17 protein-coding genes are annotated in these 16,593 nt (G+C 62.2%); 10 read left to right on the top strand and 7 right to left on the bottom strand.

What is annotated here, in order from left to right; genetic code table 11:
* Window positions 1-62: 62 nt before the first annotated feature.
* The 4 genes from ASC48_RS03815 to ASC48_RS03800 all read right to left on the bottom strand — a co-directional run bounded on the left by ASC48_RS03815 (window position 63) and on the right by ASC48_RS03800 (window position 3,895).
* Complete coding sequence (locus ASC48_RS03815) at window positions 63-1,118, bottom strand: hypothetical protein (protein WP_055454482.1); 1,056 nt, start codon at window positions 1,116-1,118, stop codon at window positions 63-65.
* A complete protein-coding gene (locus ASC48_RS03810; protein WP_055454481.1) occupies window positions 1,115-2,569 on the bottom strand; it encodes a c-type cytochrome in 1,455 nt (484 codons plus the stop codon). The genes ASC48_RS03815 and ASC48_RS03810 overlap by 4 nt, the downstream gene beginning before the upstream one ends.
* Window positions 2,569-2,973 carry a hypothetical protein gene (locus ASC48_RS19650; protein ID WP_167345109.1) on the bottom strand — a complete coding sequence of 135 codons (405 nt, stop codon included), beginning with the start codon at window positions 2,971-2,973 and terminating at the stop codon, window positions 2,569-2,571. The genes ASC48_RS03810 and ASC48_RS19650 overlap by 1 nt, the downstream gene beginning before the upstream one ends.
* Window positions 2,974-3,109: 136 nt before the next feature.
* Window positions 3,110-3,895 carry a DUF4394 domain-containing protein gene (locus ASC48_RS03800; protein WP_055454820.1) on the bottom strand — a complete coding sequence of 262 codons (786 nt, stop codon included), beginning with the start codon at window positions 3,893-3,895 and terminating at the stop codon, window positions 3,110-3,112.
* A 209-nt stretch (window positions 3,896-4,104) separates the two neighbouring features.
* On the opposite strand from ASC48_RS03800, the gene ASC48_RS03795 reads away from it, so the two are divergent.
* Together ASC48_RS03795 and ASC48_RS03790 are read left to right on the top strand one after the other, a co-directional pair.
* Window positions 4,105-4,656, top strand: a complete 552-nt coding sequence (locus tag ASC48_RS03795; RefSeq protein WP_055454479.1) for a sigma-70 family RNA polymerase sigma factor — start codon at window positions 4,105-4,107, stop codon at window positions 4,654-4,656.
* Window positions 4,653-5,375 (top strand): anti-sigma factor, encoded by a 723-nt coding sequence (locus ASC48_RS03790; protein ID WP_055454478.1) that lies wholly within the window; start codon window positions 4,653-4,655, stop codon window positions 5,373-5,375. Before ASC48_RS03795 ends, ASC48_RS03790 begins: the two co-directional genes overlap by 4 nt.
* Window positions 5,376-5,378: 3 nt before the next feature.
* On the opposite strand, the gene ASC48_RS03785 is transcribed toward ASC48_RS03790, so the two are convergent.
* A complete protein-coding gene (locus tag ASC48_RS03785) occupies window positions 5,379-5,801 on the bottom strand; it encodes an MmcQ/YjbR family DNA-binding protein (RefSeq protein ID WP_055454477.1) in 423 nt (140 codons plus the stop codon).
* A 155-nt stretch (window positions 5,802-5,956) separates the two neighbouring features.
* On the opposite strand from ASC48_RS03785, the gene ASC48_RS03780 reads away from it, so the two are divergent.
* Window positions 5,957-6,385: an Hsp20 family protein gene (locus ASC48_RS03780; RefSeq protein ID WP_050473386.1), complete on the top strand. Its 429-nt coding sequence runs from the start codon at window positions 5,957-5,959 to the stop codon at window positions 6,383-6,385.
* Window positions 6,386-6,430: 45 nt separating this feature from the next.
* Window positions 6,431-6,703 carry a BQ00720 family protein gene (locus ASC48_RS03775; protein WP_055454476.1) on the top strand — a complete coding sequence of 91 codons (273 nt, stop codon included), beginning with the start codon at window positions 6,431-6,433 and terminating at the stop codon, window positions 6,701-6,703.
* Between the two features lie 84 nt (window positions 6,704-6,787).
* Here the strand turns inward: ASC48_RS03775 and ASC48_RS03770 are convergent, their stop codons facing one another.
* Together ASC48_RS03770 and ASC48_RS03765 are read right to left on the bottom strand one after the other, a co-directional pair.
* Window positions 6,788-8,068: an OpgC family protein gene (locus tag ASC48_RS03770; protein WP_279626031.1), complete on the bottom strand. Its 1,281-nt coding sequence runs from the start codon at window positions 8,066-8,068 to the stop codon at window positions 6,788-6,790.
* 1,017 nt (window positions 8,069-9,085) lie between these two features.
* Window positions 9,086-9,673, bottom strand: a complete 588-nt coding sequence (locus tag ASC48_RS03765) for a GNAT family N-acetyltransferase (protein ID WP_055454475.1) — start codon at window positions 9,671-9,673, stop codon at window positions 9,086-9,088.
* A gap of 192 nt (window positions 9,674-9,865) precedes the next feature.
* On the opposite strand from ASC48_RS03765, the gene ASC48_RS03760 reads away from it, so the two are divergent.
* The 6 genes from ASC48_RS03760 (at window position 9,866) to sucD (ending at window position 16,379) form a co-directional block, all read left to right on the top strand.
* A complete protein-coding gene (locus ASC48_RS03760) occupies window positions 9,866-10,441 on the top strand; it encodes a protease inhibitor Inh/omp19 family protein (RefSeq protein WP_055454474.1) in 576 nt (191 codons plus the stop codon).
* Between the two features lie 111 nt (window positions 10,442-10,552).
* The gene (locus ASC48_RS03755; RefSeq protein ID WP_055454473.1) at window positions 10,553-11,317 is read left to right on the top strand and encodes a DUF7662 domain-containing protein; all 765 of its coding nucleotides are present in this window, start codon (window positions 10,553-10,555) and stop codon (window positions 11,315-11,317) included.
* Window positions 11,318-11,894: 577 nt separating this feature from the next.
* Entirely contained in the window at window positions 11,895-13,076 is a 1,182-nt protein-coding gene (gene zapE / locus ASC48_RS03750) for a cell division protein ZapE (protein WP_055454472.1), read from the top strand.
* Between the two features lie 160 nt (window positions 13,077-13,236).
* A complete protein-coding gene (mdh, locus tag ASC48_RS03745; protein WP_055454471.1) occupies window positions 13,237-14,199 on the top strand; it encodes a malate dehydrogenase in 963 nt (320 codons plus the stop codon).
* Between the two features lie 78 nt (window positions 14,200-14,277).
* On the top strand, window positions 14,278-15,477 hold the full coding sequence (sucC, locus tag ASC48_RS03740) for an ADP-forming succinate--CoA ligase subunit beta (RefSeq protein ID WP_055454470.1): 1,200 nt from the start codon (window positions 14,278-14,280) through the stop codon (window positions 15,475-15,477).
* Window positions 15,477-16,379 (top strand): succinate--CoA ligase subunit alpha, encoded by a 903-nt coding sequence (gene sucD, locus ASC48_RS03735; RefSeq protein ID WP_055454469.1) that lies wholly within the window; start codon window positions 15,477-15,479, stop codon window positions 16,377-16,379. The genes sucC and sucD overlap by 1 nt, the downstream gene beginning before the upstream one ends.
* Window positions 16,380-16,593 lie beyond the last annotated feature (214 nt).

Here is a 16,593-nt window from a genome sequence, read left to right as displayed (position 1 = left end):
CTGCCCCTGTGATACGGACTATTTTATGGAGCATTCCCGCAGGAGCCTGTCCCTGGAGCAGATCAGTTGCCTGTGTCATTCTGAAGCGCCCGCTTGCGGGCGTCTTCTGAAAGGGCACGGAATGTCTCCGTCTTCTGCTGCACGAGCGCCTGATGATCATCAATCGCTGCCTCGCGGTACATGTGCCGTCCCGCGCCCATCATGATCATGATGGCCAGCATTGAGATTGCCACCGAACCAAATCCATTTCCCGTCGTGGTATCCGGCCGGCGGATTTCCGCATAGACCGTAACGCAGAGAAAAAGCGCGACCACCATCGAGGCGAGGAAGATGGCCGTTGCCATGCCCGTAGGGCCCGGAACTTCCGGCAGGGTCAGCATGGCCCAGGGGCCCACAAGGAACTGAGCGGCTGTCGGCCACAACAGCCAGCGGTAGCCCAGCCGGACCATCTCTGCCCGGTCAAGGCCATGGGAAGCAAGCTCCTCCTGGTCGCGTCGGCGGTACATCCATACGACCATCAGGCCAGCCATGGCCGGGCAGGACAGGATGAAGTGAAAGTACCGCGGCCAGACGTTCGGCAGCATGAGGGCGTCGAAGAAACCCTTCACCTCCGGCCAGCGCTCCGGATAGAGCATCAGGTTGACATTGGTCAGGAAAATCAGCGGCACGAAGGCGAAGACCGCCACCACAATTGAAATCAGTCCCAGATGCAGCCAGACCGGCAGCCTTCCCCAGAGATACTTGTGGGCATAGGTCAGCAGGAAGGCCCCGGCGACCAGCGGGATGATCATGATCCAGAAGTCACCGGTCAGCGCATTTGCGGAGTAGAAATACACCGTGTAGAGCGTGTTGATGGCCAGCAAAGGCCCAACGCCAAGCACCACGGCTATGGACTTGTTCACGGTGATGGTTGCTGCCAGATCATGGGCCAGAGCTTCCCACTTGCTCTCCTTCAGCCCCTTCACCTGATACACCAGCGTCATGAACGTTCCGCCCACCATCATGGTGATGAAGAAGATGTGCATCAGGAAGAAGCCAACGAGCACGGCAACCAGAACCCATTCCGGTGCCGGCAGCGGCAGTGGAATGCCGTGAGGGACAGGGGTTTGGGAGTTCATTGCGGCTTGTCCTCCGGCGCGGCGGCAACGGCTTGCATGGCATCTCTGTTGACCGTGACGACGCCGCTGTGCTGGGCGCCTTCAATCGTGATGGGCGAGTGCTGCATCAGGGCAATGTATCCTGCGAGCTGGGCGAGTTCCGTATCCGTACCGGGGAAGGGCGGCATGTAGGGCCGTGCCTCATGCATGAAGGCCATGTAGCCGCCGGTCAGATCCGGGGTCCATTCCTGGCCGGGGAACATGCGTTCCATGTGGGCGCGGATGCCGTTGACGCCGTTGCCGGTGTGGCAGCGCGAACAGGCGATCATGAAGACGTCTTTGCCTGCCTGAATGTCCGCAACCTCTGTCCCGGCAGGGATGGCAGATCGTTCCTCTTCCGTCAGTGGATGACTGTAGGTGGCGAAGGCGAGCAGCCCCTTTTCCTTGTAGAGCGGATAGTCCTCCACCCTCAGGCCATTGGCATACATGTACTGACCGATGACATAGGGCTTGCGGATGAACTCGCGCACGCGCTCGAAATGACCGGTCAGCCAGACAATGCCGAGGAGAGGGACCATCAGCAACAGGCGCGGTATATAGTGCGGACGCAGGACGCCGAGTTGAGCCACCAGCAGAACGGACCCGGCAACCAGCGCCATGCCCCAAAGGAGGGTGCTCTGCCAATCCTCGAATTGCAGCGTCAGCAGGGATGTTGCCAGATTGTCGAGCATCGCGGCGGGCACGGCGGTATAGTACCAGTATCCCCCGATGACGACGAAAGGCGCTGCCATGACGCCGAAAAGCGACACCGCCCGAACCGCCTGATAACGGAATGGGTCATGACGGCTGGTGAAGAACAGGATCAGCACCAGCGCGATCACGGCGGCAAAGGCCATGGCAAGCGCCGTACGGAAGGCCAGCTGCGGCAGGTAGACCGGATTGGTGAAGCCGTTCCACAGGCTGTTGCCGCTCAGCCAGTTGCCGGGATCCATCATGAAGCCAAGGATCGAGACGATGATCGCCATTGTGATCCAGGAGAAAATGGCCAGAGCAAAACCAAGCCGGATGTGCGCGGCCTTGCGGGCCCCGGTCCACTTCTTCCATGTCAGGAAATAGGCGAGGATGAGCACCACTTCGGTGATGAACACCAGCCACTCGATGAACCAGCCCCAGAAGAAGACCCGGATCAGGCTGGCGATCGAATAGGGATTGACCAGCGACACCGACAGCCAGATACCGACACCTGTCAGCGCCCCTACCGTTGTGGTGATGAGGAAGGCGAAGAAGAGAATGCGGTGGGCCAGCTTGTCCCAGCGCTCGTCCTTTTTCCTGGCGCCATACCATTCCATGGCGGCAACCAGCGGCATCATACCCACTGCGAGCCCATGGTTGATGATCACATGCAAGATGGCAATGACCGCAATCAGCAGCCGGTTGCCCATCATGTCCAGATGAAAGATTGGAAAATCCATTACAGCACCTCCACCCGGCGCGGGGCTGCAACCTCCATGTGTTCCGGGTTTTCGAGGTCGCAGGCCCACCATGCAGCGATGACGGCGTGGAACGCGAAGATGGCGAGGCCCGGCAGCTTCATGCCAGGCAGCGTTGTCAGCCATAAGCCGATTGCAGCGACAGTGAGCGCTGCGGTCTGGGGCATGATGGCCAGAACCACATCATAGGCATGCACCGTCCGAAGGCTGCGGAGCCTGGCGAGACCTGCTCTCCAGGACAGAAAGGCAAGTCCTGCCAGAACAGCCATGGCAATGATGGTGAAGACCTGCCCGGCAAGGGCCAGAAGAAGAGCCGCCTGAATGACATTGAACAAATGCCACCGGCGGGGACTGGCGTCGAGCCAGTCAAGCAAGGGTGTGAACATGAGCGCGTCCGTAAAAGTCCAGATACAGCGCTTGACCACATCCTGAAGCTGAAAGGGATTGGACGGATTGTCCAAGGGGGAGGCAAGCCGAGCTTGCGGCCAGCGGCACCTGCCGCCAGCCGCAAGCGGGAGTGGATTACATCGCAGGCTGGATGGAGATGGCCCGCAGGGGCTGGCTGAGGCCGGTGATCTCGCCGGCCTTTGTTGCGGCGCCGGTCATCAGGTCAACCGTGTAGAGCACATTGTCCGCCACAAGCCAGGCCGTGTTCTGGCCATCGGCCGTTGCTTCAATGTCGAAGGCATAGGTCGCGGGCTTGCCTTCGAGGCCCAGCTTGCCGACTTCCTTCAACGTTCCGTCATTGGGCTTGGTCTGCTGCACCAGCGCGCCAAGGGTGGCGTCGATGTTGTACATGGCCGTCTTTTCCGGCTTGCCGCGTGAGTTGGTGTAGGCAGCAGCAGCGATATCCGGCGTTTCGCCCTTGTGCATGCTGCCCTCCTCATAAGCGAGGCTGCCATCAACGGTAACAGCGCCCGTATCGGGATGAACGCGGTGGTTCACCGTGCCTGTCATGTAGCGCAGCCGGTCGGCAGCAGGGTTGAAGTTCACGATAACCGGCATCTCGCCCATCGTCAGCGGAATGTCCATCTTCGCCACTTCCGTGGCTTTGCCGGTCTCCAGATCGATGGTGACGATTACATTTTCTGCCGTCACGCCGGTCAGCGCCTGATTGGCCGGGCGGAAGTCGATGCCTGCAAGGCGTCCGGCGCCTGTGATGTCCAGCGTGCGGGTCTGGCCCGGATTGGCCGTGTCGAACAGCACCAGCGTGTTGTCACCGGCAAGTCCGGCCACCTGCGCGGCCTGCGCGCCGCTGATTGCCAGGGTGGAAACCGCAGCAAGGGTCACAAGTCGGATCATGGTCATCTGCATCTCCTCAATCTTCGGGATGCACGGCCTTTCAGTGCCGTACAGTTTCCAGACACGGGAGAGCCGGGCATTGGATGCAGGGAGCCGGAATTTTTTCGCATCCATTTGCGCCGCTCACGTGTTGATGAGGCAGGATCGCCCGCAAGGAAAGGCTTGCCACGGGGGGGGCCGGGATACTCTCGCATCGGCAACAGAGGGAAAATTGCATGCAGGACCCGCAGCAGCGGCTGGAACAGGCCTTGAAGGCCTGTGCGGAAGGCAGCAGGGATGGCCTTGCCGCGATCTACGAAAGCGAAGCTGCGCGCATGGTCACCATTGCCTTGCGCATCCTGCGCCGCCATGACCTTGCCGAAGAAATTGTTCAGGAGGCATTCCTGCAGATCTGGCGCAAGGCCGGGCAATATGATCCTGCCCGTGGCAGCGCGCGGGGCTGGCTTTACACGATCGTCCGCAGCCGGGCGCTCAATGCCCTGCGCGATGCGGGCCGGGAGGAACTGGCATCCGCCGAAAGCCTTGACCAGCTGCGCGAGGATGGAGACGAGACGCTCTACACGGACCTGTTCGACGAACTCGATACCTCCAGCCGGCTGAAGGCCTGCCTGTCCCGTCTTGATGCCCTGCGCCGCAAGACGATCCTGATGGCCTATGTGTCCGGTTACAGCCACGGGGAAATTGCCGGGCGCCTGCGGCTGCCGCTGGGCACGGCCAAGGCCTGGATCCGCCGCTCTCTTCTGGCTCTGCGGGAGTGCATGACATGACCGGCTCCCTGACAGATGCCGAGATGGCCGACGCCTATGTCCTTGGGCTGATGGATGATGAAGAGCGGCGGGCCTTTGCACTCCGGCTGGAAACGGAACCGGAGCTTGCACGGCTGACCGGCATGGCGCAGGACCGGTTTCTGGAACTGGATCTGGCAGGGCCAGCCGCTGAGGTTTCCGCCGGTCTTTGGCAGAAAATCGAGGCGGAGCTGGACGGCCAGCCGCAGGCGGCCGGCGGAGCAGAGAAGGCCCCGCCACCTGCAAATGACAATCTGCTGGCACCAGCTGCAGGCCGGTGGAAGCGGCTGGCTCTGGCGGGCATGGCGGCTTGCCTGTTGCTGACGGCCGGGCTGACGTCTGTTCTCCTGCGCCAGCAGACGCCGCAAGTCATTGCCGTTTTGATGGATGCTGGCGGCAATCCGGTCGTGATGATCGAGGATTTTGGCGGCGACTCTGCCAGAGTGGTGCCGCTGGCCGATATCGCGGTGCCGGATGGACAGTCGCTGGAGGTCTGGACATTGCCGCAGCAGGCGGGTGCACCGGTCTCCATGGGGGTGCTCAATGCGCTCAGGGGGGCAACGCTGTCTCTGTCTGGCCTGCCCGAACCGCAGGAAGAACAGCTGTATGAGATCACCTTCGAACCGGCTGGCGGCTCTCCAACCGGCAGGCCTACGGGCCCCATCCTCGGCAAGGGCTTTGCTCGGATGCCAAGATCCTGAACCTCATCCCAGTCCCAGTCCCAGTCCCAGTCCCAGTTCCTGCCGCAGCTTGCGGGTAAGCTTGGCGGCAACGAGGCTGTGGGCGGCGCGGATATAGGCGAAGAGGTCCGCCTCGCTCAGGGCACCAAGCTCATGCAGCTGGATCCATTTGGCGCGGGCGAGATAGGGGGCGGGGGCAAGGCCGGGCTGTTCGCTCAGCATCTGATAGGCCATGTCCGAGCATTTGAAGCTGACAGCGGGCGTGCCCTTCCAGTCAGACCAGATGGCGAAGATCTTGCCGCCGACCTTCCAGACGGACGCCCCTTCCCATTGAATGACGTGGGTGGTGGCGGACAGCGAGGCGCAGAAGCTGTCGTAGCTTGCTCTGGTGGCCCGGCCGGACGCTTCCTCGCCGATGTGCTCTTCATGAGCCTTTTTGTTAGCCATATTTGGTCTCCCCTGTGCAGGGCGCTGCTGCCCCTTGCTTGAAACTGCTGCCGCCAGCCGCCATATTGAGGACAAACGGGGTGATTGGCACCCCGGCTCCGGATGCCTCAAGAGAGGGTCCGGTTCTCAAGGTCGCTTTGTAGAGGACTTTGACGATGACGCGAATGTCAGCGTTTTCAAGCCCGTTCATGCTCGGCTTTGACGACATTGAACGGGTTCTCGACCGGGTGTCAAAAGCCGCCAACGACGGCTATCCACCCTATAATATCGAACGCCTTCCCAAGTCGGACGAGCATGGCGAAGTCATTCGCATCACGCTGGCCGTGGCAGGCTTCACCCGTGATCAGCTCGATGTCTCCGTGGAGGAGCGCCAGCTGGTGATTCGCGGGCGCCAGTCCGAAGACAAGTCCCGGCAGTATCTGCATCGCGGCATCGCTGCCCGCCAGTTCCAGCGCGCCTTCGTGCTGGCGGAGGGCATCGAAATCCTCGGAGCCGATCTCAAGGATGGGCTTTTGTCGATCGATCTTGTCCGTCCGGAGCCCGAACGCGTGGTGCGCCGGATTGAGATCACTGCAAGGGACTGACTTTCAAGGGGGCAGGATCTGCCGCCCAATCAAGGAGACAATGCCATGACGCGCGACACCAATGAACGCGCAATAGGCCCGCATGAGCTGACGCCGGAGCTGTTCGCACGGCTCGGCGCCGGACAGGTGGGTTATCTGCGCCAGATAAGTTCCGATGATCTTGCCCGGCTCTTTCCCGGCGCAGCGCACATCGCCCGGGGCCTGCGCCTGTGGGCGCTGCTCAACGCGGACGGCACGCCGATCATCGTGGCCGACAGCCGCGAGGCGGCCATCGCCAATGCTTATGAGCACCACCTGACCATGCTGTCAGTTCACTGACCGGCAGCCGCCAGGCCAGAATAGAGAAAAGGCGCAGCCCGTGCAGCTGCGCCTTTCGCGTTTCAATAGATCTGGCTGGCGTGTTCAGGCACCTTGCGGCAGGGCGCCCGGTGTCCGCGCCGGCCGCGCCGGCCGCGCCGGCGGCCCGTAGACGGGAACTGCAGTCCGGCCGGACGGAGCCGCAACAGAGGGCTTGGCCGGTAGCGGTGCCGGAGCAGGCTTGGGCACCTTGCGCCAGGGCTGGCTCTTGAACCAGGCAGCGATATAGGCGACCGCAGCAATGGCGGTGAGGCCTGCAATGTTGGAGATGGCCTGGATCAGCCAGTCACCGCGCCCGCCTGCCATGTCGCGCAGGATCGCCGTGGCCTGGGCGATGGGAAGGCTGGCGAGGAACACCGGCAGCGACTGCTGTCCCACCTTGCGCAGCACCGCCACCACCGGGCCGGTAATGCGCCCCCCGGCATGCAGGCGCACGCCATTGGGGCCAACTGCCACATAGGCAATATAGGCCAGCGCCAGGAAGTGGACATAACGCAGGATGCCGAAGTCGGTCTTGATCCAGAGCGGCTTTGAGGCCTCGCGCAGTGCCTGGAAGCCCGGCACAGCCTCGTAGATCCGGAAATTGGTGAAGGGGATGCTGGCCAGAACCAGCGCAACCGCCAGCCAGACAAGGCGCCGGTCAACGGGGGGCGCCGGAATCCAGCCCTTCATGAAGGCAAAACCGGTGAAGAACACCAGCTGCCAGGCGAAGGGGTTGAAGAACCACTGGCGGTTCGACCAGGGCTCGGCCGGAAAGCTGACCAGATGCAGGGTGGCGGCAACCCACATGCCGATCACCGCGGCAAAGAAGGCAATGCGGCTCTTGGCGGCGATGAACATCATCACCGGAACCATGGCGAGCAGCGCCACATACATCGGCAGGATGTCGAAGTAGTTCGGCACATAGGTGAGGCTGAGCAGGCCCGGCAGGTTGCCCACCGGATCATTGAAGAAATAGCGCAGGTTCAGAGCCTGAACGTAATCTTCCTTGAGCCCGCAGCAGCGCTCCAGATAGCCGCTGTTCATGAGCGCGGCAAGGCCTGCGGCGATCACCAGGAACTGGCAGATATGCGCCCAGTAGACCTGCCACATGCGGTGGCCGATGCGGGCAGTGCCCATCAGCATGCCGCTCTGGTCGAAGATCTTGCCGAAGGCAATGGCCGAGGCCATGCCGGAGCAGAACACGAAGATCTCCGTGGCGTCGGAAAAGCCGAAGCGCGCCGGAATCCAGTTCGCCCACCAGCTCTGCGGCAGATGGGAGATGAAGATGATGAACATGCCAAGGCCACGAAACACATCAAGGCGAATGTCTCGTGGTCTTTGCACGGCCTGAGCCGGCAACTGAGGGGTCGGATGGAAGGTCAAGCGCTTCAGGCTCCCCGCTGGACAGTTGATCGAAATGCCACCCCGGAGCGGCACGGGGCCTCGAACCGGGCATGAAAGCTGTGCAACGCCGCGCAGTGGCACGGGCGGCAAATTGCTGTCCGGCGGTCGCGGCTGTCCCTGCGGCCCGGGTGAGGGGCGTGGGGCTTGGACGGCCGGACATCTCCGGCCGGACTTGCGCGCAAGGCTCCGGTCAGGCCTCTTGGCCTGCAGCCGGTGCGCCGTGCCCGTGATCGTCCAGATGCAGACAGTCCGGGTGCAACAGAGCGGCAAAGCCAGCCTGGCACGGGCATGGTGGGGGAGGCATAGCCCCCCGGCCGCCCATCCTCAACCCTGAAAGGTCCTGCCGTATGAGGGGTCTCCACAGATTTAGCCAGCTCATGACCGGCATGCGGACATGCAACTAAATGTGTCAGCCTGCCGGCCTTATGCAATTGCCGTTGCATCGCAGCCTCCCTGTTGGACAAGCCAGAGTGCAGGATCCTGATGGCGGATCTGGGGATGATCTGTGGCGATCTTCGCCCAAATTTGCCGCCATCGTGCACCGGGTTTCATGCGGACTGGAACGCAGCGGTCCGCCATTTGGTTGCCTCTGGCGGCACAGAATCTGCAAAATTGTGACGGCATCTGGAAGAGGGTGAATAAATTCAGGGGCTTGCGTGCGTTCGTCGCAGCGGCATTCACGGGCAATTGATCTTGCGCTTGCGGAGTTGCGCGTTAAGCTCATCCTGTCTGCAACTGTTGAAAGGAGGTGAGCCCATGTCGAGTGAGACCCCGAGCCTGACCCCGATGCCTGGGCGGAACGGAACGGTGCTGGAGCAGCCTCTGGCAGCGCGAGGTTTTGCCGGGATCTGATCCGGACACGAGGTCAGCCGATCTCACGGAAGGGCCGCCATCGCGGCCCTTCTTTGTTTTTATGGGCTTTGTTTTTATTGGCTTTGTTTTTGCAGGATCGGACAGTCAGCCTTCTGCGGCCCGGGCGTGGGAGGTAAGGCCAAAGACCTTGCGGGCCATGCCGAAGGCAAAGCGGCTCCAGTTGCCAAGCGGATCGGCAGGCGGGATGCCGGCGGACTGCGGCAGAAGATGTCCCACCACGTCGCCGCATTCGAACCTTAGATCGGCGGAGAACTTGCGGGCGAGGGCCTGCATGGAGCGGTTGGTGGCCAGGCAGTTCATGTAGATATGCTGGCAGTCGCGCGCTCTGGCGGCAATCAGCAGCAGTTCCATCAGTTCGGTGCCCAGCCCCATGCCGCGCCAGCCTTCTTCCACGCAAAAGGCGGCTTCTGCAGCCGCAGCGCTGCCGACGGGGCGCAATTCTGCCGTGCCGCGCAGCACGCCGTCCTCGAAATAGCCGTAAATGACTGTATCAAGCGCGAAGCTGGTTTCCACATAGGCCCGCAGAAAGCTGTCGCTGGCGAGCATGGCAAAGCGGCTGCGGCGGGTCTCTGGGTCCAGACGCAGGAGATGATCACGGAAGAGGTGTTTGTCTGCGCTGCCCAAGAGGCGGATACGCCCATTGGTGCTGCCATTGTTGTTAAGGTGCGGCATTCCAGCGGTCCTTCGGTGAAGTGACTCGCCGCCCTTGGGTCCTCCATAGACTTGGACCATATATGACGCGGAATGGCGTCCGGATCAATCACGTTTGCCCCATACGGTGAATTGGGGCATAGCGGGGGAAGAAATTTTTCGCCCTTGCGGTTAGACTAAACGTCCCTGTGGGGCAGGAAGGACTGATTCGACATGACACGAGTTGCAACGATCGCGGTTCTGGCATTTGCCGTTGGTGTGGCCGGCTGTTCGCGGCTGGGCATGGATGGCGGCCGGGCTCCGGCGCCGCTGCCCGCTTCCCCGACGACGCCGGTGGCCGGTGGTCAGCTGCAGCCGCTCACGCCTGCGCCGGGCGTGGTGATGAGCGATCCGTCAATGTCCGGGCCGCAGCCCGGCCAGCCCATGGGCCAGCCGCTGGGTGCGCCGCAGCCAGGCACGGCTGCGCCCGGTGCCATGGCTTCGGTCACGCCGCCCGCAGGCGCCGCGGAAGTGGGACGCAATGACATGCTCGGCGGCTGGAAGATTGCCTCCGGCAGCTCCAATTGCATGCTGTTCATGACCCTGACCACCTGGTCGGGCGGCTACCGCGCCAACACCCGCGGCTGCAATGACAGCACGCTCGCCGGTATTGCCGCCTGGGACCTGAGCGGCAAGCAGGTCGTGCTCAAGGATGGAACCGGCGCCACAGTGGCCCAGCTCTATGGCGCAGGCGGCGAGCGCTTCAACGGCCAGACCGTGGGCGGCATGCCGGTATCTCTCTCCCGCTGAAGCCGGAAACGCCTGAGCGCATACGGACTTGCACCCCAAAACCCGTTTCCCGGAAATTTCACGGGAAACGGGTAAGTGTGCCGGGGTGTAACTATCGGATGCTGCTGGCCCATGGCAAAATACGACCCGCTGCGTGAACATCTGGCCCGTCTGGACGAAGTCGTCTGGGCTGCGAAGCTTGACGAACTGGAGATGATCCTCGGCGTTAGCCTGCCAATGAGTGCCCGGGAGCACCGGACCTGGTGGGCCAATTCCGGCGGCAGCCTGGTGCATCAGAATGCCTGGCTCGACGCTGGCTGGCGGGTCGATCATACGGATCTGCGCCGGGATCTGGTCGTCTTCCGCCGTCTGCGTATTTCCGGCACCTCGGCTGCTGCCGAAAATGCCGGGCCCTCGCGCTCCGGACGTCATCAGGAAAACCTTGATCAGTTGCGGCGGTATGCCCGCGAAATGCGGGAGCCGGTCAATCTGACCGTTCGTGCGGAATGGACCGGGATCGGCATCGTGACTGAAACCCCCTGCAACAGCCGCCTTGTGCCTGCGCTTCCGGGCCTCTACCGGCTGGCGGTGCTGGCGGGCGGCAAGGTTCAGACTTTCATTCTGGATACGGGCGATCTGGGCGCGCTGCACCGGGATCTTCAACGGCTCAGCCATCCGGATGGACCGGATGTCACCCGGATCGCAGAGAAGCTCGGCCTTGCGGCGGGAACAGCCGCCATGGCCGACATGGTGACGCCCGGCAACATCTGGCTGATTGCAGATGGCCGCGGCAAACCGGCTGATCTGGCCAGCCCGGCCGGGCGCGAGCTTGCGGGCCGCCTGCTGTGCCTTCACGAAAGGCAGAACGGCCGCAAATCCCGTTTCGTGCGCCTGTGACGGCCTGCCGTTCCTTGGTGACGGATACCAGCTCACGATGAGCTTGATGCCACGTAAGCTGGTTGAGCCCGTGCGGCGCTTGAGCAATTTCAAGGCGTGATACGTGAGCATTGGAAAACTGAGCATCCGAATGCAGCCGCATGTCTGAGCGGCTGCGCATTGCTGTACTCTGTCTGCCAGCCGTCTCCCGCAGCTGAGCGGTCAACGTGTGCCCGCCAACCAGCCGTCTGGCCGCATTTTTCCTGAAACTGTGCCGATTGCAATCCCGCGGGATACACCTTCCTGCCGGCGCCTCTGATGGTTGTGTTGCGGAGGCGCCGGGTCCGGGAAAGGCCGCGCTTTTGCCGCTTTCCTCTTGCAATTGACGAAGAAGCTTTACGTTTGGGTGCCCGTCTTGTGCTAAAAATCGCGCGCCGGCTGGAGAAGGGGCTTGCGCCGACGTGGCTTTGTCCGTATCGCAGCAGCGGAAAATTGTATGCGCTTGTGCGCAGTCGTGCAGCAGATGCCCGTCTGGCAGACCGTACAGGAAGGCGGAAGGCCATTCGGTGCAGGCGGAGAGCCTACATTGAAGCCGACGATGAACATGGATCTTCCGGTTGCAACCGCACTGGCCAGCAGGTACGACGCGCTGGTTGCATCCGGTGCAATTGCCCGTGACGACGCCCAGGTGGAAGTCGTCCGCAAGCTCGATTCCCTGAATACCCGCCTTGCGGAAGTCCGCCTCGCCTCGAAGAAGAGCGCACTGGGCTGGCTGTTTGCGCGCAAGAAGAACGAGATGTGGGCCGCCGTGCATGGCCTCTACATCTGGGGCGGTGTCGGGCGTGGCAAGACCATGTTGATGGACCTCTTCATGGAGGTGACGGTTATCCGCCGCAAGCGCCGGGTGCATTTCCATGAATTCATGGCCGAGACGCATGAGCGCATTTTTGCCTGGCGTGAGGCTCTGAAAAGGGGCGAAGTGAAAGGGGATGATCCCATTCCCCCGGTGGCTGACCAGATCGCCGCCGAGACCCGCCTCCTGTGCTTTGACGAGTTCTCCGTGACCGATATTGCCGATGCCATGATCCTTGGCCGGCTGTTCACACAGCTCTTCGCAAGAGGGGTTGTTATGGTTGCAACGTCGAATGTTGCACCCGGCGATCTTTACAAGGACGGGCTCAACCGGCAGCTCTTCATGCCCTTCATCAACCTGCTGCAGAAACAGGTCGAGGTGCTGATGCTCGATTCGCCAACCGACTACCGGATGGAGAAACTGGGCGGCGCCGAGGTCTATATCAGCCCGCTTGGCGAGGCGGCAAAAGCGGCTGCGGACGGCATCTGGGCGAAGCTCACAAACGGCTTTCCGGAAGAGCGCCAGCAGCTGGACATGAAGGGCCGGCATATTGACGTGCCGCGCGCCGCCAACGGCGTGGCCCGCTTCACTTTCGCAGATCTCTGCGCAAAACCGCTGGGTGCAGCGGACTATCTGCGCATCGCCCATACCTATGATACGGTCTTCATCGAGGATGTGCCTGCGATGGACCAGACCCGCCGCAACGAGGCCAAGCGCTTCATCAACCTCATAGATGCTCTCTATGACAACGGGGTGAAGACGGTGGTCACCGCAGAGGTTGAACCCGATGGCCTCTACAGGGCGCCAAGCGGGGCAGAGATGTTCGAATTCGACCGGACAGTGTCCCGTCTCATCGAGATGAGGTCCGAGGCTTACCTGTCCGGAGACAACAGAAGCCATGCACGCGTTGATATGCATTCCGTATAGGTCATGCACGTAAGCGCGCAAGGGACGCCAGAATCTTCGGGTGTCCTGGCGTAATATTCTTTTGATTGGCTTGCGTGAGCGGATCAAAGGGAGTAGTGCCATCCCCAGTCATTGGCGGATGGCATTGAGTTCCATCTTACGTAAAGGGAAACGTTCGGATATGGCGCGCAATAAGATTGCTTTGATCGGTTCGGGTCAGATCGGCGGCACGCTCGCTCATCTTGCCGGTCTCAAGGAACTCGGGGACATCGTCCTCTTCGACATCGCCGAGGGCACGCCGCAGGGCAAGGCGCTCGACATTGCCGAGTCTTCCCCGGTGGATGGCTTCGATGCCAAGCTGGCCGGTGCCAACTCCTACGATGCGATTGCCGGCTCCGACGTGGTGATCGTCACCGCCGGTGTGCCGCGCAAGCCCGGCATGAGCCGCGATGACCTTCTGGAAATCAACCTGAAGGTCATGGAGCAGGTGGGTGCGGGCATCGCCAAGCACGCTCCGGACGCTTTCGTCATCTGCATCACCAACCCGCTCGACGCGATGGTCTGGGCCCTGCAGAAGTTCTCCGGCCTGCCCGCGCACAAGGTTGTCGGCATGGCCGGCGTCCTGGACAGCGCCCGCTTCCGCTACTTCCTGGCCGACGAGTTCAACGTTTCCGTTGAAGACGTCACGGCCTTCGTTCTGGGCGGCCACGGCGACACCATGGTGCCGCTGACCCGCTACTCTACGGTTGCCGGCATCCCGCTGCCGGATCTGGTCAAGATGGGCTGGTGCACGGCCGAGCGTCTGGAGCAGATCGTCCAGCGCACCCGTGACGGCGGCGCCGAAATCGTCGGCCTGCTCAAGACCGGTTCTGCCTTCTACGCTCCGGCTTCCTCCGCCATTGCCATGGCTGAAAGCTACCTCAAGGACAAAAAGCGCGTTCTTCCCTGCGCTGCTGCTCTCAGCGGCCAGTACGGCCTCAAGGACACCTACGTTGGCGTTCCGGTCGTGATCGGTGCCGGCGGCGTCGAGCGCGTCATCGAAATCGACTTGAATGCCGACGAGAAGGCCATGTTCGACAAGTCCGTCGCATCCGTCAATGGTCTGGTTGAGGCCTGCAAGAAGATCCAGCCGTCGCTCGCCTGAGCCCGGTTGTAACCTCACAGGAATGACCTCCGCTGCCGGGTGCCCCGGCGGCGGTTCTCCGAACACACGGGGGAGAGAATGAACATTCACGAGTACCAGGCCAAAGCGGTCCTGAAGGAATATGGCGCTCCGGTTGCCGAGGGCGTTGCAATCTTTTCGGCGTCTGAAGCCGAAGCGGCTGCAAAGCAGCTCCCTGGCCCGCTCTGGGTCGTCAAGTCCCAGATCCACGCCGGCGGCCGCGGCAAGGGCAAGTTCAAGGAACTGCCTGCTGATGCCAAGGGCGGTGTGCGTCTCGCCTTCTCGCTGGAAGAGGTGGTCAAGCACGCTGGCGAAATGCTCGGCAACACCCTCGTCACCGCCCAGACGGGCGATGCCGGCAAGGTGGTGAACCGCCTCTACATCGAGGACGGCGCCGACATCGAGCGCGAGCTGTATCTCTCCATCCTCGTGGACCGTTCCGTTGGCCGCCCGGCCTTTGTGGTTTCCACCGAGGGCGGCATGGACATCGAGGCCGTTGCCGAACACACCCCGGAAAAGATCGTCACGCTGCCGATTGATCCGGACACCGGTGTGACGGATGCCGACGCTGCCAAGCTCTGCGATGCGCTGAAGCTTGAAGGCGAAGCCCGAGCCGACGCGATGAAGCTTTTCCCGGTCCTCTACAAGGCCTTCATGGAAAAAGACATGAGCCTTCTGGAGATCAATCCGCTGATTGTTATGAAGAACGGCCGCGTGCGCGTTCTCGACGCCAAGGTCTCCTTCGACGGCAACGCCCTGTTCCGTCATCCGGAAATCGTTGCCCTGCGCGACGAGACCGAAGAGGACGCCAAGGAAATCGAGGCTTCCAAGTGGGACCTCGCCTACGTTGCCCTCGACGGCAACATCGGCTGCATGGTCAATGGCGCTGGCCTTGCCATGGCAACCATGGACATCATCAAGCTCTACGGCAAGGAGCCGGCGAACTTCTGTGACGTCGGTGGTGGCGCAGGCAAGGAGAAGGTCGCTGCGGCCTTCAAGATCATCACGGCTGACCCGAAGGTCGAGGGCATCCTCGTCAACATCTTCGGTGGCATCATGAAGTGCGACGTCATCGCGGAAGGCGTTCTGGCCGCCGTGAAGGAAGTCGGCCTCAAGGTTCCGCTGGTGGTGCGCCTCGAAGGCACCAACGTCGAACTCGGCAAGAAGATCATCGCCGAAAGCGGTCTGAACGTGATCGCCGCTGATGATCTGGACGATGCCGCCCAGAAGATTGTCGCTGCCGTGAAGGGAGCCGCCTGATGTCCATTCTCGTCAACAAGGACACCAAGATCATTGTCCAGGGCCTGACCGGCAAGACCGGCACGTTCCACACGGAACAGGCTCTGGCCTATTACGGCACCCAGATGGTCGCGGGCGTGCACCCGGCCAAGGGCGGTGAGAAGTGGACCGGCTCCAAGGGCGAAAGCCTGCCGATCTATGCATCCGTGGCTCAGGCCAAGGATGCCACAGGCGCTGATGCTTCCGTGATCTACGTGCCGCCTGCCGGTGCTGCTGCTGCCATCATCGAGGCGATCGACGCCGAGATTCCCTTCATCGTCTGCATCACGGAAGGCATTCCGGTTGCCGACATGGTGAAGGTCAAGGCGAAGCTGGAGAAGTCCAAGTCGCGCCTGCTCGGCCCGAACTGCCCCGGCATCCTGACCCCTGAAGAATGCAAGATCGGCATCATGCCGGGCTCCATCTTCAAGAAAGGCTCGGTAGGTATTGTGTCGCGCTCCGGCACGCTTACCTATGAAGCCGTATTCCAGACCTCCAAAGCCGGCCTCGGCCAGACGACGGCTGTCGGCATTGGCGGTGACCCGGTCAAGGGCACCGAGTTCATCGACGTGCTGGAGATGTTCCTGGCCGACGACGCCACCCAGTCGATCATCATGATCGGTGAAATTGGCGGTTCCGCCGAAGAGGATGCAGCCCAGTTCCTCAAGGACGAGGCCAAGAAGGGCCGAAAGAAGCCGATGGCCGGCTTCATTGCGGGCCGCACGGCTCCCAAGGGGCGCACGATGGGGCACGCCGGTGCCGTGATCTCCGGCGGCAAGGGCGGTGCGGAAGACAAGATTGCCGCCATGGAATCGGCCGGCATCCGCGTCTCTCCGTCTCCGGCCAAGCTCGGCGAGACCCTCGTCGAAGTCCTGAAGGGCTGATACGATTTCCGGGCGGGGCGCATGGCGCCCCGCTTCGGCAACCACCGGGCCCCCGGCGGCCACGCGGTAATCCAGGGGGATTTCCGCCAGCAAAGTGCCGGAAACGTGTCTTGGCTGCGTAGTTTGTTTACGTATCGTAAGGCATAAGGGGCACCCGAGCGGACGCGGCGTTGCCGTCTCGTTCGCACTCTTGAGCGGGGTCCGCGCCGCAAGG

This window comes from Pannonibacter indicus, assembly GCF_001418225.1.
GTDB classification, from domain to species: Bacteria; Pseudomonadota; Alphaproteobacteria; order Rhizobiales; family Stappiaceae; genus Pannonibacter; species Pannonibacter indicus.
This window is presented reverse-complemented; position numbering and strand designations above follow the sequence as displayed.

Coding starts and splice junctions, on each gene's coding strand:
- mdh (WP_055454471.1), top strand. CDS start 13,237: ATGGCGCGCAATAAGATTGCTTTGATCGGTTCGGGTCAGATCGGCGGC.
- ASC48_RS19650 (WP_167345109.1), bottom strand. CDS start 2,973: ATGTTCACACCCTTGCTTGACTGGCTCGACGCCAGTCCCCGCCGGTGG.
- ASC48_RS03810 (WP_055454481.1), bottom strand. CDS start 2,569: ATGGATTTTCCAATCTTTCATCTGGACATGATGGGCAACCGGCTGCTG.
- sucD (WP_055454469.1), top strand. CDS start 15,477: ATGTCCATTCTCGTCAACAAGGACACCAAGATCATTGTCCAGGGCCTG.
- ASC48_RS03800 (WP_055454820.1), bottom strand. CDS start 3,895: ATGACCATGATCCGACTTGTGACCCTTGCTGCGGTTTCCACCCTGGCA.
- ASC48_RS03775 (WP_055454476.1), top strand. CDS start 6,431: ATGACGCGCGACACCAATGAACGCGCAATAGGCCCGCATGAGCTGACG.
- sucC (WP_055454470.1), top strand. CDS start 14,278: ATGAACATTCACGAGTACCAGGCCAAAGCGGTCCTGAAGGAATATGGC.
- zapE (WP_055454472.1), top strand. CDS start 11,895: ATGAACATGGATCTTCCGGTTGCAACCGCACTGGCCAGCAGGTACGAC.
- ASC48_RS03815 (WP_055454482.1), bottom strand. CDS start 1,118: ATGAACTCCCAAACCCCTGTCCCTCACGGCATTCCACTGCCGCTGCCG.
- ASC48_RS03760 (WP_055454474.1), top strand. CDS start 9,866: ATGACACGAGTTGCAACGATCGCGGTTCTGGCATTTGCCGTTGGTGTG.
- ASC48_RS03755 (WP_055454473.1), top strand. CDS start 10,553: ATGGCAAAATACGACCCGCTGCGTGAACATCTGGCCCGTCTGGACGAA.
- ASC48_RS03795 (WP_055454479.1), top strand. CDS start 4,105: ATGCAGGACCCGCAGCAGCGGCTGGAACAGGCCTTGAAGGCCTGTGCG.
- ASC48_RS03785 (WP_055454477.1), bottom strand. CDS start 5,801: ATGGCTAACAAAAAGGCTCATGAAGAGCACATCGGCGAGGAAGCGTCC.
- ASC48_RS03790 (WP_055454478.1), top strand. CDS start 4,653: ATGACCGGCTCCCTGACAGATGCCGAGATGGCCGACGCCTATGTCCTT.
- ASC48_RS03780 (WP_050473386.1), top strand. CDS start 5,957: ATGACGCGAATGTCAGCGTTTTCAAGCCCGTTCATGCTCGGCTTTGAC.
- ASC48_RS03765 (WP_055454475.1), bottom strand. CDS start 9,673: ATGCCGCACCTTAACAACAATGGCAGCACCAATGGGCGTATCCGCCTC.